General features: G+C 25.1%; 14 protein-coding genes. 4 read left to right on the forward strand and 10 right to left on the reverse strand.

Going from position 1 to position 14,109, the window contains the following annotated elements:
* Window positions 1-128: 128 nt before the first annotated feature.
* Both ARA19_RS05995 and rd read left to right on the forward strand, forming a co-directional pair.
* Window positions 129-1,349, forward strand: coding sequence for an FprA family A-type flavoprotein (locus tag ARA19_RS05995; RefSeq protein WP_055070061.1), 1,221 nt, complete (start codon window positions 129-131; stop codon window positions 1,347-1,349).
* A gap of 26 nt (window positions 1,350-1,375) precedes the next feature.
* The gene (gene rd / locus ARA19_RS06000; protein WP_055070062.1) at window positions 1,376-1,537 is read left to right on the forward strand and encodes a rubredoxin; all 162 of its coding nucleotides are present in this window, start codon (window positions 1,376-1,378) and stop codon (window positions 1,535-1,537) included.
* Between the two features lie 101 nt (window positions 1,538-1,638).
* On the opposite strand, the gene ARA19_RS06005 is transcribed toward rd, so the two are convergent.
* From ARA19_RS06005 to ARA19_RS06015, 3 genes are read right to left on the reverse strand one after another with little or no spacing between them, the layout of a single operon-like run.
* On the reverse strand, window positions 1,639-2,964 hold the full coding sequence (locus tag ARA19_RS06005; RefSeq protein WP_055070063.1) for a TIGR03111 family XrtG-associated glycosyltransferase: 1,326 nt from the start codon (window positions 2,962-2,964) through the stop codon (window positions 1,639-1,641).
* Entirely contained in the window at window positions 2,961-3,545 is a 585-nt protein-coding gene (gene xrtG, locus ARA19_RS06010) for an exosortase family protein XrtG (protein WP_055070064.1), read from the reverse strand. Before xrtG ends, ARA19_RS06005 begins: the two co-directional genes overlap by 4 nt.
* Window positions 3,546-3,555: 10 nt before the next feature.
* Window positions 3,556-3,912 (reverse strand): 6-carboxytetrahydropterin synthase, encoded by a 357-nt coding sequence (locus ARA19_RS06015; RefSeq protein ID WP_055070065.1) that lies wholly within the window; start codon window positions 3,910-3,912, stop codon window positions 3,556-3,558.
* A gap of 520 nt (window positions 3,913-4,432) precedes the next feature.
* Between ARA19_RS06015 and ARA19_RS06020 the strand changes: the two genes are divergently transcribed.
* Window positions 4,433-5,725: an SH3 domain-containing protein gene (locus tag ARA19_RS06020; protein WP_055070066.1), complete on the forward strand. Its 1,293-nt coding sequence runs from the start codon at window positions 4,433-4,435 to the stop codon at window positions 5,723-5,725.
* A 385-nt stretch (window positions 5,726-6,110) separates the two neighbouring features.
* Here the strand turns inward: ARA19_RS06020 and ARA19_RS06025 are convergent, their stop codons facing one another.
* The 5 genes from ARA19_RS06025 to ARA19_RS06045 all read right to left on the reverse strand — a co-directional run bounded on the left by ARA19_RS06025 (window position 6,111) and on the right by ARA19_RS06045 (window position 10,075).
* On the reverse strand, window positions 6,111-6,308 hold the full coding sequence (locus ARA19_RS06025; protein ID WP_055070067.1) for a hypothetical protein: 198 nt from the start codon (window positions 6,306-6,308) through the stop codon (window positions 6,111-6,113).
* A 115-nt stretch (window positions 6,309-6,423) separates the two neighbouring features.
* The gene (locus ARA19_RS06030; protein WP_055070068.1) at window positions 6,424-6,858 is read right to left on the reverse strand and encodes a cell division protein SepF; all 435 of its coding nucleotides are present in this window, start codon (window positions 6,856-6,858) and stop codon (window positions 6,424-6,426) included.
* 620 nt (window positions 6,859-7,478) lie between these two features.
* Complete coding sequence (locus ARA19_RS06035) at window positions 7,479-7,832, reverse strand: winged helix-turn-helix transcriptional regulator (RefSeq protein WP_055070069.1); 354 nt, start codon at window positions 7,830-7,832, stop codon at window positions 7,479-7,481.
* Between the two features lie 31 nt (window positions 7,833-7,863).
* Complete coding sequence (locus ARA19_RS06040; protein WP_055070070.1) at window positions 7,864-8,994, reverse strand: metallophosphoesterase; 1,131 nt, start codon at window positions 8,992-8,994, stop codon at window positions 7,864-7,866.
* Between the two features lie 256 nt (window positions 8,995-9,250).
* Entirely contained in the window at window positions 9,251-10,075 is an 825-nt protein-coding gene (locus ARA19_RS06045; protein ID WP_055070071.1) for an MBL fold metallo-hydrolase, read from the reverse strand.
* Between the two features lie 677 nt (window positions 10,076-10,752).
* On the opposite strand from ARA19_RS06045, the gene ARA19_RS06050 reads away from it, so the two are divergent.
* Complete coding sequence (locus ARA19_RS06050; RefSeq protein WP_055070072.1) at window positions 10,753-12,195, forward strand: radical SAM protein; 1,443 nt, start codon at window positions 10,753-10,755, stop codon at window positions 12,193-12,195.
* A 243-nt stretch (window positions 12,196-12,438) separates the two neighbouring features.
* Here ARA19_RS06050 and ARA19_RS06055 read toward each other — a convergent pair whose 3' ends face one another.
* Window positions 12,439-12,954, reverse strand: a complete 516-nt coding sequence (locus ARA19_RS06055) for a hypothetical protein (RefSeq protein ID WP_055070073.1) — start codon at window positions 12,952-12,954, stop codon at window positions 12,439-12,441.
* Between the two features lie 283 nt (window positions 12,955-13,237).
* Entirely contained in the window at window positions 13,238-14,002 is a 765-nt protein-coding gene (locus tag ARA19_RS06060; protein WP_055070074.1) for an FAD-binding oxidoreductase, read from the reverse strand.
* Window positions 14,003-14,109: the final 107 nt, after the last annotated feature.

Raw genomic sequence — 14,109 nt, forward strand, 5'->3', positions numbered from 1 at the left:
TTATACTGATTTTTTATTTTTATTTCAAAATAGTTTTATCCTGTGCGTTTAATCACATTCAATTACTTTAATATGTTTTAAACTAAACTTGTAGATTTTCAGAAAAAAACTTTATAGGGAGGATACTTATGAATACAGAAATAAAATTAACAAATGATATTTACTCAGTAGGGGTTATAGATAATAGACCTGTTCCATTCCATAGATTAACATTAGAAAAAGGAACAACTTATAATAGCTACTTATTAAAAACTCAAAAACCAACAATTATTGATACTGTTGATTTAATATATACAAAAGACTTTTTAAATAATTTAAAAGAGCTTATTGATTTAAAAGATATAAGCTATATAGTAATTAATCATACTGAACCTGACCACTCAGGAGCCTTAGGTGGATTAGCTAGACAAGCTACTAATGCTAAAATAGTTTGTAGCGAAAAAGCTGTATATCACATAAAAGAATTATATAAGTTACATGATAGAGAGTTTATAGTGGTAGATGATGGGGACACTCTTGATATAGGAGGAAAAACTTTATTATTTAAAATGACTCCTTATCTTCACACAGAAGAAACAATGATCACATATTCTATAGAAGATAAAATATTATTCCCTTGTGATATTTTTAGTACTCATCTTGCTGCAAAAGAATATTTCGCAAGTAAAGCAAAAGAAGATATTACAGAAGACTTTATAACTTACTATAATCTTATAATGTCACCACATAAAAAGTATGTTAGACCAATGATTGATGTTGTAAAAAATTTAGATATAGAAATGATTGCTCCATCTCATGGTTATATACTAGATGAAAATATTCAATCTTATATTGATATATATGATAAATATAGTAAAGAAACTAAAAATGGCAAAAAAGCTACTATAGTTTATACTACAATGAGAAACGCAACAAAAAAAATAGCTGAAAAATTTAAATCTGAATTAGAAAGTGAAGATATTGAAGTTACTATTTTTAATGCAGATAAAACTGATAAAGAAGATATAATAGCTTCAATAAAGGAATCAGATGCAATATTATTTGGTACTTCAACTAAATATGGTGATTTAATAGGCTCTATTGAAGATGTGTTAAAAGAGTTACCTAAACTAGATTTAAATAATAAAATCTTAGGTGCCTTTGGATCATTTGGTTGGAGTGGAGAACCTATAGAAATAATCCAAGATTATTTAAACTCTACAAATGGTAATGTTTTAAATACTTCATCAATAATAAAATCTACTGGCATGATTGATGTTCATTTCCCAGTAAGAATTAGATTCTCATTAAATGAAGAATCAGAAAAAGAAGTTGTAAGAGCTGCTGATTATATCAGTTCAATAATATAATTATTAAATTTTAGGAGGAATTAATTATGAAAAAATTTATATGTGATGTTTGTGGATATATTTATGATCCTGCTGTAGGAGATCCTGATAATGGAGTAGAACCTGGAACTGAATTTAACGATATCCCAGAAGATTGGGTTTGTCCCCTTTGTGGCGTAGATAAAGCCCAATTCTCTGAAGTAGAATAATATTAATATTATCATTAAATACAAAATTCAGAGGCATATAAAAATGCCTCTGAATTAAATTGTATCTTATATATATTTAATCAAACTAATATACTATTTTATTATATTTTTCTTCTCTTTTTCCCTTTAATTCTATCTTTTATATATTCTTTAATTTCTATAGCTTCTGTACTTAAAGTCTTTCTCTTCCACTTTGATTCATAATCCATAGCATTGATTACTCCTATAGCTCTTACAAAGAATAATATTATTCTATATGCAGGCATTAAAAATACTACTAAAAATCTTTTTCTATAATAGCTTCTCATTTGTGGCAAGTCTTTTAAATATTTATTTACTACCATAAAATTCAACATCTCTATAATAGAATAAAATCCATAAAGTATTATATTGAAAATTATTATAGTATAAACTGAATAATTAGCAGCAGCTAAATACACTGTACCAAACATCCATATTATTCTTGGAAATAGGAATGTATGATCCTTTATTAGAGTTACATTTAATATACTTTTTAACTTAAATCCTAGCTTTTCAGAACTAAATAAAGCTCCTATTTCAATTTCTCCCCTTTGCCATCTCTGTCTTTGGGCATAAAGCTTATCAAAGCTCTCAATAGGGTCAGTAAAGAAATAAGCTGTGTTACAAATCTTAACACTTCCTTTTCTAGCAGTTTTTATTTGAAGAGTCATGTGTGTGTCTTCCCCTAAAGTTTCCCCATTATATAGTGATGTTTTCATAATTAATTCTTTTCTAAAAGCTGAAAAGGCACCAGCCATTGTAAATAATCTATTATGTTTTGATTCAAATATTCTTCCCACTAGAAATGCCTCTGAATACTCAAAAAACTCACAAACTTGCATTAATCTCTTTGAAATTCTTTTAGTTTCCTTAATTTGCTCTGGATCAGTTAATATAACACCAGTCAATGCACTAATAGATTTATCCTTTTCAAACTCCACTATCATATTTTTTACAGCATCTTCATGTAAATAGCCATCTGAATCTATATTTATAACATACTTTCCTTGAGATAAATATAATCCTTCATTTAAAGCTTTAAATTTTCCGTTTTCTGCTTTTAACCACCACATTTTTATACTTATATGATTTCTTTTTGCTCTTATATAAGCTTCAAAGGATTGATCTTTTGATCCATTATCCACTAATAAAATCTCTATTTTTTCCTTTGGATAATTTTGCTCAGCAATAGAATCTATACATTGCTCTAAAGTTTTTTCTGAATTATATACAGGAACAATTATTGATACTGCTGGGTAAAATTCTAATTCATCCTCTTTATTTCTTTTAATTCTTGAAAATATTAAACTAAAAAATACAACAACACTAGATATTCCATCAACTAAAAAGGGAATTATCATCCATACACCCCAAAAGCTTATATATTCAACTAATTTACTCATCATAGTATTTCACCAACCCTTTGATTTCTTATTTGAGTTTTTGTAAATGCAAAATAATATAAAATCATTATCATTACGAAAAATACTATTTTAGATAAAATCATATAATCAAAATTATAGCTGTTTATTCCAAACACACTTGTAAGTCCTGTTATTAAAACTATTCTAAACACATCTATAAACATTATTGCTATATTTCCAAAAATAAAATATAAAACCCTTCTTGATAAACTTATATAAGGGAAAAACACTATTAAAGATGTAAAGACTAACATTGTTATCATACCAACATCTTGGTTATTTACATTTATACTGAGAACATGTCCACTAACATTAGAAATGTAAATTAAATTATTCTTAAAAGTGAATAAGTGTGTATATTTACTTATATAGGTCAATAAAGTAAACAATGAATATTTTGTAATATGTTCTAAAGGTCTTCTAAAGAAAAATATGGCCATTAAAAACAATCCTATAGCTCCCGTATAAAATCTAAAAGCTAACATTTTTAAATCACTAAAAATTTGTATTAAGAATATCCATATGAATAAACAAATAAAAAATATTATATATTTTAGAATCATATATATCACCTTAATTCTCAATAATAAATGTTCTTGTAGGATTTTCACTAATTTCTATTTTTTCTAATAATATGTTTTTATCATCCAAATATCCTTTAAGTTCTTTAAAAATAATAATTCCTACACATTCGGTACTACAACTACTTTCCTTAAATTTATCTAAAGAATTAAAAGTTTTCTCTTCGAATTCTAAAAGATAGTTTCTCACATTTTGCTCAAATTCTTTAAATTTTATAAGTTCTCTACTTTTACTTTTAACACTTAGTACAAGTTCCCAAGTATGAGGATGCATAGGTTGTTCTTTTCCCCCTATGGTAGTACTATGTCTTCCATTTAAATAAAACTTAAACTTATAATTACAATTCATAAAGTTTCATCTCCATCCAAGTATTTAACTAAAATTATTATTTAATTAAATTTTATATTAAACTTTTTATTTCAAAGGTAATTTTATATCTATTTATTTATGTAGTCAAATAGTAGATTAATTTTTTCATCTTATAAATTCTTATATTTTTCCTTATTGTATTTAAAATATTGCATATTTATTTAAAGATTTATAACTTTTAAGAAAGATTTCTTGAACTTTATAAATAATTTATTATATTTTTACATTTATTTTTAAATATTGTTTTATAATTTAATCTATCTATATATTATTTTAAAAAATTTATTATTTAACTATTAATTTATAAATTATTCATATTTTATTCATTTTTATTTTTAAGCTTATTTTTATTTTTCTCATATTTATTAATAGTTAGTAACATTTATAGTCAATTTAATATTTATGCAACTTTGAATTTCCTCCTTTATTGTTATAATATTTAATTAAAGAAAAACTCAAATATTTAAGTTAATTAGTATAAAGGAGATTGAAATTATATATGAAATGGAAATTCTTAAAAGATGATTTACCCAGCGATAAAGCTTCAAAAAGCACTGTTGTACTATCTTCAGATTATTTAAATAAGGTAACAACTTTAAAAATAAACAAGAAACATAATAATAAAGTGCTTTTAAATAAAAATATAAACAACCTATCTAATAAAGAAGCTATTGTTCTTAGTAGCAGTTCTAAAAGAGGTGCCATCTTCAATAATATAAGCTCTGGACCTGTCAATTCTTATTTATATACAGGAGAAAGATTAACCCTAATAAAAAAAGAAGGAAGCTTCTATAAAGTTAAAGTTAACGTAAGTGGTGCTATAGGTTACATATCAGCAAGCAATATAAAAATAATAGAAAATGGTCTAAACCTTCAATTTGAAGAACTTATTTCAAAAGGAACAACTATAAATATAACTAATATTGCTTATTTAAGAGAAAAACCTTCTAGTAGTTCAAAAATTCTTCATAAGTTAAAAAATAATACCTCTATTGATGTTCTAGGTATTCAAGGTCAATGGGTTAAAATTAGTTATAATAATCTCATTGGATATGTTCTAGATACATATATAAATATTGAGAATAATAAAATCTCTATGGAAAAGATAAATTCAGAAATGAGAAAAGATGCAGAAAAACTTACTAGAACAACTATTCATAAAAAAAATTTATCAAGTACTAGCCATAAAAACTCTGACAACTTACATGCTTCAAAGGAAAATAACCTAAAATTAGTTGCTGACCATACAGCACTTAATAACTTAGAACTTGCTAATAAAACTATAGATGATTTAAAAAATATAAATGTCTCTTTAGGTGAAGGCTATTTTGCTTTAAATGAGTTATCTAAAAATTACTCTGTTAATTCTTATAAATTAGAAAATTTAATTTATACTCATATCTTTGATGAAGTTGCTTCTTGCAGAGGCTATGTATCTTATTCTGAAATAGAATATGTACTAAACAACGGTACAGAATTTCAAAGAAAAGCTTTAATTCAAAAATATGGTGCTAATTGTTTAGTTATTAACTTAGTTATTAACTATGATCCAACACCAAAACTTTTGACTCCAAGATTATTTTATAAAGAAAATTTCTATTTCAAGTACTACTGTGCCAATCTTTATAGTCTCGTAAATAATCCTGAAAGTGGTTTTAAACTCTGTGGAGTAATCGATAAATTTGGGAATTCCCCAGATTCAGAAGAATATGATAAAGCGGTCTTAAAAAAAGAAGTTTATAAATTAGGGCATGAAATTCCAACTTGGACACAAACACAAATTAACTGCTAATTTAAATGGAATTACCTTAAATTTGTTTATACTAATTTAAGGTGCTTCCCTTATTTTATTTAATTTTTCTGTTCCATAAAAAACTCTTTAAAAATAAAATTCATTAAAAATTTGACTTTTTTCCTTGTTGAATATATAATTTATAGAATAGCTTATATAATTTATATAATAATTCCACATTTAAAGGAGGTTTAAAAGGTGTGTTCTATTAAAGAGTTACCTTTAATTAAATGGAATTATGATAATGGATGTGATTTTTCTATTATTAAAAAAAGATATGAAAATTCTTAAGTTTGTTGTGTTATTACAAGGGTATCTATAAGAATTTATCATATCTTTATTTTTATTTAAAATAAAACACTTATTTTAATATGTACGTAACTATTTAAAATATAGTCCTTAATTGACTTCCAATTACTGAAATAGCAAAACATAATAATATAGGAAACCAATTTTTAGAATGATGAATCATATTTGATCCTAATAATAAAAATCCAGCCATTGTAAATAAAGTGCTTACTATCATTGTAATCTTTCTATATAAAATAGCTTTTTCTTCTTTCGTTTTAGCTTTAAGATTCATAAATATCTCTCCTAGCTTTATTTTATTTCCCTTTTATTATACCATAATAAAAAACATTTAATATTCTGAAATAAAAAATAGAGCTGTACTATTTATACAGCTCTATTTTTTTGTCTTATCTAGCTTTAAAATTTAAACTAAATAATCCACTTTCTTTTAATTCATTTTTCATCTCATTAGTTATTTCTACAGTAGGTGGTGCTGCTATATACACCCTACTTTCAACAGCTTGTAAATCACCATCTAATGTATATGTAACACCACATACAAAATCAAGTAATCTCTGTGCAACTTTTACATCTAAAGCTGTTGTATTTATAATAACTATATTTCCGCTTTTTAAAGCATCACATATTTCTGATGATTCCTCATATGAATAAGGCTTCTTTATTATAAGTTTAACATTTGCGCCTTCATTTAAGTGAACAATTTTGTTATTATTGTATGTTGTTTGTTCAGCTTGTCCGTAAGTAACTTCTTCCTCATAATAATCTTCTTCATATTCTTCTTCTTCGAATCCTAAAAAATTTTTAAATTTTGCTAATGCCATAATTTTACTCCTTTCTTAAATTTGCATTCTTTCTAATTATACCTTTAAATATCTTTTTTACATAGTATTTTATAACTTTTTTTTATAAATAAATATCTTTTTCCATATTTTATATCTTTATTTTACTATTTTCTCCAATTAATTTCAACATATTAAATTACTTTCTTGAACTTAATATACAAACTTTTTTTATTTTACTACGTATAATATAAAAAGGAGATATAAATACTTAATCTCCTCTTGAATCTTCATGATTATAAGTGTAGTTTTATAATAATTCTTTTTAGCTTTCTAAAATATTAAATTATATATTAGAATAAATCATTAAATTCTTTATTTTCAAGCCTTTTACTAAAGCCTTTAAATGATATATACAATTCTAATTCTAATAAAAATAAAAGTATTATTATTACTATACTATTGAATATATTAAGCCATTGAACTTTAAGTATAAGCTTTTAATTTGATGTTCTTATCAAAAAATAAGTTATAGTTGAAGCTAGAATCAATTTACTTTCTCTTATTCTAGAAAAAACTTCATTAATCAAACTCCTTAAATACCTTAGCCTATTCCTTAAGTAAATCTAACCATAAGATACTTTTATTTTCATTACATAATATTAATTTTCTTTTTGAGCATCAATAACAGCCTTTCCCCAATCTTCTATAGCATGTAATATTGGACAAAGTTTTTTTCCTAACTCTGTTATAGAATATTCTACATGTGGTGGAACTTCATTATATTGAACTCTTAAAATTAATTTTTTATCAACAAGTTCTTTTAGTGAACGTGTTAGCATTAAACTCGATATTCCATCTAAATTTTTTTGTAATTGATTAAATCTTATACTCTTATGTCTTGACACTTCCCATAATATAGGCAATTTCCATTTTCCTGATATTATATCTAGAGCATGATTTATGGAAAGTTCTCTTAAAGAGTACTCTCCCTTCAATTTACACACTTCATCCATAAAAACTCCTCCATTAATTACTTTTAATTGATTATGATACTATAACTTGAATTATTTCCGCTTTACTACCTGTTCTTAATCTAGGTCCACAAGTTCCATAACCTGAGGATACAAATAAATTGAAATTTCCCTTTCTTAAGTACCCATGGTCTATTTCGTACATTCTTTTTACAGCAAAAGCCCAAGGTCTCATTTGCCCCTTATGTGTATGCCCAGAAAATTGTATGTCAATATTATTATTTTCTGCTTCATAGCTATATTTAGGATTATGATCCATTAACATTGTAAATTTAGAACTATCTATTTCTCCAATTATTTCTTCTATGTTCTTTCTTGGAGTACCAAGTTTTTCAGATATTACATCATCTCTTCCAATTAGGTAAAATTCATCGTTTATAAGTACCTTTTCATCTCTTAAGACACGAACTCCATTTTTAGTTAATTCTTCTGATATTTCCTTACTTTTTCCCATCATAAGATCATGGTTCCCTAAAACTGCATATGTTCCATAAGTAGATTTTAATTTTGAAAATTCTTTAGCTAAATTAAGCTTCATAAAAGGAGTTATTTCACTATCCACTATATCTCCTGCAATTAACACCAAATCTGGCTCCAAAAAATTTATTTTTTCAACCATCTTTGTAAGTCTTCTTTTACCAAAAGTTATTCCTAAATGTATATCTGAAATAAGTATAATATTTAAACTATTTTTAAGTCTTTTTTTCTTATCATCAACTTCAAATTTTATTACATGTGGAAAAACAGCATTAACTGTTCCTTTGACACTTGTTAATATGGTCATTACCATAATTATTAAAAATCCTTTAAAGGATAATTCCATACTTTTTTCTCTTGATAAATCGCCAAAAAATGTTATCGCATTCACTATAGGGAATATAATGAAGCAATATAATAAAAATGCCATCCAATAAGTACTGACATTAGTAAAAAAATCATTTAAGGCCTTCGGTAAATATTTGTAAAATAGTAGTGGTATTCCGTAAGAATACCCTATTAGTAATACTATGCACCAAAAAACAAGATCACAGTTTATTATAAAATAACTTTTTAAGCTATAAGAAACCATTTCCCAAGTATAAAAAATTATCATTGTATATATAACTAATAAAATCAAAGTTGTTGATTTCTTTACTGTTTTCATATGTTTATTCTCCCAATTCACTTTCATTAAAATTAGAAAGCCTTGAAAAACTATTATTTAAGTATTTATCACTATCTTTTATAATATCATGTTAATATATTTTTAACAACTATATTAGATTTATTACTTTCTCTAGTAATTAGTGTTAAATCAATACAATTATTATTTTATACTCTATTCTATAAAATTATTAATTAATAATAATTCTTATTATAAAAAAATAGGACCTTTGTCCTAAAAATCATCTCTATATTTTTTATAAATCTACACTTGTTCCCTCATTTAAATAAACTATCTTTTCACCCATTATTTTTCTTAACTTATTATAAGTACGTTCTTTTGTATAGTGGCAAGTATAATAATTTATTTTTTTATCTGCAAGTGTTTCACAGATTGCATCTATATAATTTCTCTTTATTCCTTTTTTTCTTATAGTGGTAAAGAATTGAAATCCCCCTATTATATTATTAATATCATCCCCTATTACATCCTCTGCTTTTTTTGTTATATTAATAATTCCATTATGTCCACAACCTATAAATAGATTATTCTTATTTCCTTCTTTTATTATTAAGTTTTGTTCATGGTTAAAATCATCCAAAATAAACCCTTGATTAGACTTTATGAATAATCCTCTGTTAAATTCTAATGTATATTCTTTTTCATTTATTTCACTAAAAAGTATCAGTTCCTCATCTATTTTTAAATAATCTTCTACTAATATTATTCTTTCGTTTTCTTTAATTGATTTATCTAATCCTACATAAACCTTAAATATTTTAATAAAATTAGCATAAAAACCTTTAAAAGCATTTTTATTTATATATATTTTTGCTTTAGTATTAGCCTCTAAAAAAGCTTTTATTCCTCCCCCATGATCCTTATGTCCATGTGAAATTATAACAGTATCTACTTCTTTAATATCAATTCCATAAAATTCAGCATTTTTTATAAACCTATCATTTGGTCCTAAATCAAATAATATCTTATGTTTTTGAGTTTCTATATATAAAGAAAGACCACTTTTATTTTTATAAACAGAATTTAAACTATCGTTTTCTAATAATGTAGTTACCTCCATAAAACTCCTCCTTTATTTCATTCCTCTACTACTAGTAATATTTATCCTTTACTAAATATTTTTAACTTCCCTATATCTAACTATAGCATTATTTTTTTAATTATAAACAATATTTTATTAACATTCCTATGTTTATATATTTCTTTCTATATTTTATCTCATTTTTTCTAATAAATACCTTTATAATTATTCCTTTTTATTTAATATAAGTAAAATCATTGTTCATTTTGTAAAAAATTATAAATAAAATTATAATAATTTTTATTAGTTTTTACAATAAAATTAATATAATATATTGTTTTTAGATAAAAATTTAACATACCATTATCTGCTTTTAGTGAAATACTGTGATTAAATAAGAAAAATGATTTTTTTATAAGTTAATTTATTTATTTAAGTAAATTTAGCTTAATTTCATTTAATTTAGCTTAATTTTAGAATTGATTAATTAATGCTATACTCGCATAATGAACTTGTTGTTTGTTAGTTAACATTTTTTTAAATCTTTATTTCTTAAAGATTCCCTGTTTTAAAAGGTTAACAACAAGAAAAGCTTATTTTATAAACAATTTGTTAATAATTAAGCATTTAATTTTACGTATATTTCTATAAAATGTAATTACTAAATTAACTAAAGATTACATAACTAAAATTTATAATAATTTATGAGGTGACTTATGAACAGTGCAAAAGAAAAAATATTAGATATGATTTGTGATTATATCGAAAAGAATCCAGAAGGAAACATTGAAGATATAATCAACGTAGCTAAAAAATTTGTAAAAAGTGATTATGATAGAAAAGGTATAGAAAGAGTTGAAAGATTCTATAGAGAAATACCTTCAGTTAAAGGATTATTACACAGAATAGCAACAGAAGTTGATCCTGGAATATTAAGAACATTTTTCAGAAATTTTGTAGCTAAAGGTATGTGGGAAGGTGCAGAAATAAGAGACGAATTCTACATGAAAACTGGTGGAAGAGTACCATTCGCTTTATTAATAAGTCCATCAATGAAGTGTAACTTAAGATGTACTGGTTGTTATGCTAATGACTGGGATAAAGCTAAAGAATTATCATTCGAAGATGTTGATAGAATAGTTGGAGAAGCTAGAGACTTAGGTATCCACTGGATGTTCATATTAGGAGGAGAACCTTACTTCGTAGATTACATGTGGGATATATATGCTAAATACCCAGATGTTGAGTTTTTCACATTCAGTAACGGAACATTATTCAGCGATGAATATGCAGATAGAATATTAAAACTTAAAAACGTAATTCCAACATTCTCATTAGAAGGTTTTGAAGAAGACACTGATGCTAGAAGAGGAAAAGGTGTATTTGCTAAAGTTATGGACGGTATGGACAAACTTAAAGCTAGAAAAATTCCATTTGGAGTTTCATCAGCTACAGGTTCACCTAACGTAGATACAGTTATATCAGAAGAATACATTGATATGTGTATGAATAAAGGTTCATTCATAAGCTGGTACTTCATGTTCATGCCAATCGGTAAACCTGATACATCACTTATGTTAAACCCAGAACAAAGAATAAGACTTGGTAAGAGATCTGATGAAATCAGACATACTAAACCTTACATGACTATCGACTTCTTCAACGATTCACCACATGTTGGAGGATGTATAGCAGGAAGCTTCTATGCAAGTGTAACTTCATCAGGAGATGTTGAACCATGTATATTTGCTCACTTTACAGTTGATAATGTTCATGAAAAATCATTATCAGAAATCTTTGCTAGTGACTTCTTTAAAGAATTATTACACAGACAACCATACAATAAGAACTTATTAAAACCATGTATGATGATAGATAATCCAAACGTTATTAGAGAAGTAGCTGCAAAAGTTGGAGCTAGACCAACTGATGAAAGTGCTCATGCTATGCTTAACGATCCTAAATTTATGAAAGAATTAGAAGATTTATCAGCTAACTTCACTCCACTTGCTGACCAAACTTGGGAAGAATTATACGGAGATGTTAAAGATAAATTTGTTACTAGAAATGAATTCATGGAAGCTAATATCGCTAAGAGATTAGCTAAGAGAGAAGAAGAAGCTGCTAGAAAAGCTGCTAGAGCTAACAAAAATAAATAATTTTTAGAGGACGTATCGAATTACAGATACATCCTCTCTGTTTTTTATCTAGCTATATATGTTCATCATTTATAACCACTCACTTACGTAAAGAACTCCAATATTTTTCTTCAATTTAACTATACATCACTTACATAAATTCCATTGAAATTCATTCTAATTTAACTATACATCACTTACATAAATTCCATTGAAATTCATTCTAATTTAACTATACATCACTTACATAAATTCCATTGAAATTCATTCTAAATTAAATCCCCTACCTATCTCATATGTTAAAGATTCATTATTTTCTTTAGGATTTAAAACTAACCAATATGCTTTATCTAAATTTCTCCCATTTAATATAAATTTAGAAGATTCATCTGAAATAAAGTCTATTTGTTCTAATGGTATCTCTCTTCCCTTTTTATCTAGCACTTTAAAATTTATATAATGAAAAATATCTTTTAAATCATTTTTATTTGGAAAATTAATAGAAACTATTAGTGATTTATCATCATATATTGCACTCTTTAAATTTATTAAAATTTCTTTTCCGTTACTTAGCTTTTCTTTATAAGTATTATTAAAACAAGCTATATTATTTGGTTTATATGAAGTATTTATTAAATTATGTTTTTCAATATTAATAAGATTATTTTTATGTACTTTATTATTGCCAATAACCCCAGATGCTCTAAAAAATATATTAAATAAAAAAGCCATTATCACCCAAAACCAAAATTTACTTAATAAATCACCTAATTTTTTCATAAAATCCCCCTAACTACTATAATTTTACTATAGGACCTTTTATTATTCAATCTCTAAAAAAATTTCACTATTTAATTTTATTATTTATGTATATAAAATAAAAAATTGTTCATAATAAAGATATACAAAAGATAATTCCCCCATATTGCGAAGTCCCCCAGCTTCTTAATATAGAAAAGGAGTATTTCAAAGTAAAATTTTTTAACTTTGAAATACTCTCTTTAAGTTTATAGTATATTATTGCTTTCAAGCCTTATTTCTAAAAAATATAAATAAAATATTTTTAGAAAAATTCAAAATGAATATTTTCTTTTTCTACTCCTAATTCTAATAAAGAATTTTCTACAAGTTCAGTAAAACCTTTATTTCCACAGAAATAAAAATCACCATTTAAAGGTAAATTTTCTGCTATCCATTCTTTTGTTAAACGTCCTTTTATATCAAAATCTTTTCCTTCAACTTCACCTTCTAAAGGTCTTGTAAAGAAGATAGTTCCATTTATTAAACCTTCATTTTTATATTTCTTTATATCCTCTAAAAAGCATTCTGCTTTCATATTTCTTAATGAATAAACAAAGTGTATATCTTCTCTAGTTCCAACAACATCATATAACATTGATAAAACAGGTGTTACTCCTATTCCTCCACCTAATAATACTAATGGCTTGTCTGTCTTTTCCTTATTTAAAGCAAATGCTCCTTTTGGTGCTGTTACCTCTAAAACGTCCCCTTCATTTATATTATTTAATAAGTAGTTAGTCATTTTTCCACCTTCAACTACCTTTATACTAACTCTATAATAATCTTCATTAGGCTTCATTGATAAGCTATACATTCTTATTACTTTTTTCATAGCCTCATCTTCTGTCTTTATCTTTATTCCTATAAATTGTCCTGCTTTTGGTAAAGCCACTTTACTTCCGTCTGAAGGTTCTAAATAAAGAGAAAATATATCATCATTTTCCATTACTTTTTTCTTTACAACAAAATCCTTAAATCCCTTCCATGGTTCTACTTTAGTTATATTAGTAATACTTCCATTATTCATAGCAACTCTCCTTATCACTTATCTATCATTTATCTTAAGTATAGAAATATGTAATATTTTTCTAAACATAATTCAACTTTTTGTTCTGTATTCATATTATCAAAACC

It is taken from the genome of Clostridium massiliamazoniense, from assembly GCF_001403635.1.
GTDB lineage: Bacteria > Bacillota > Clostridia > Clostridiales > Clostridiaceae > Sarcina > Sarcina massiliamazoniense.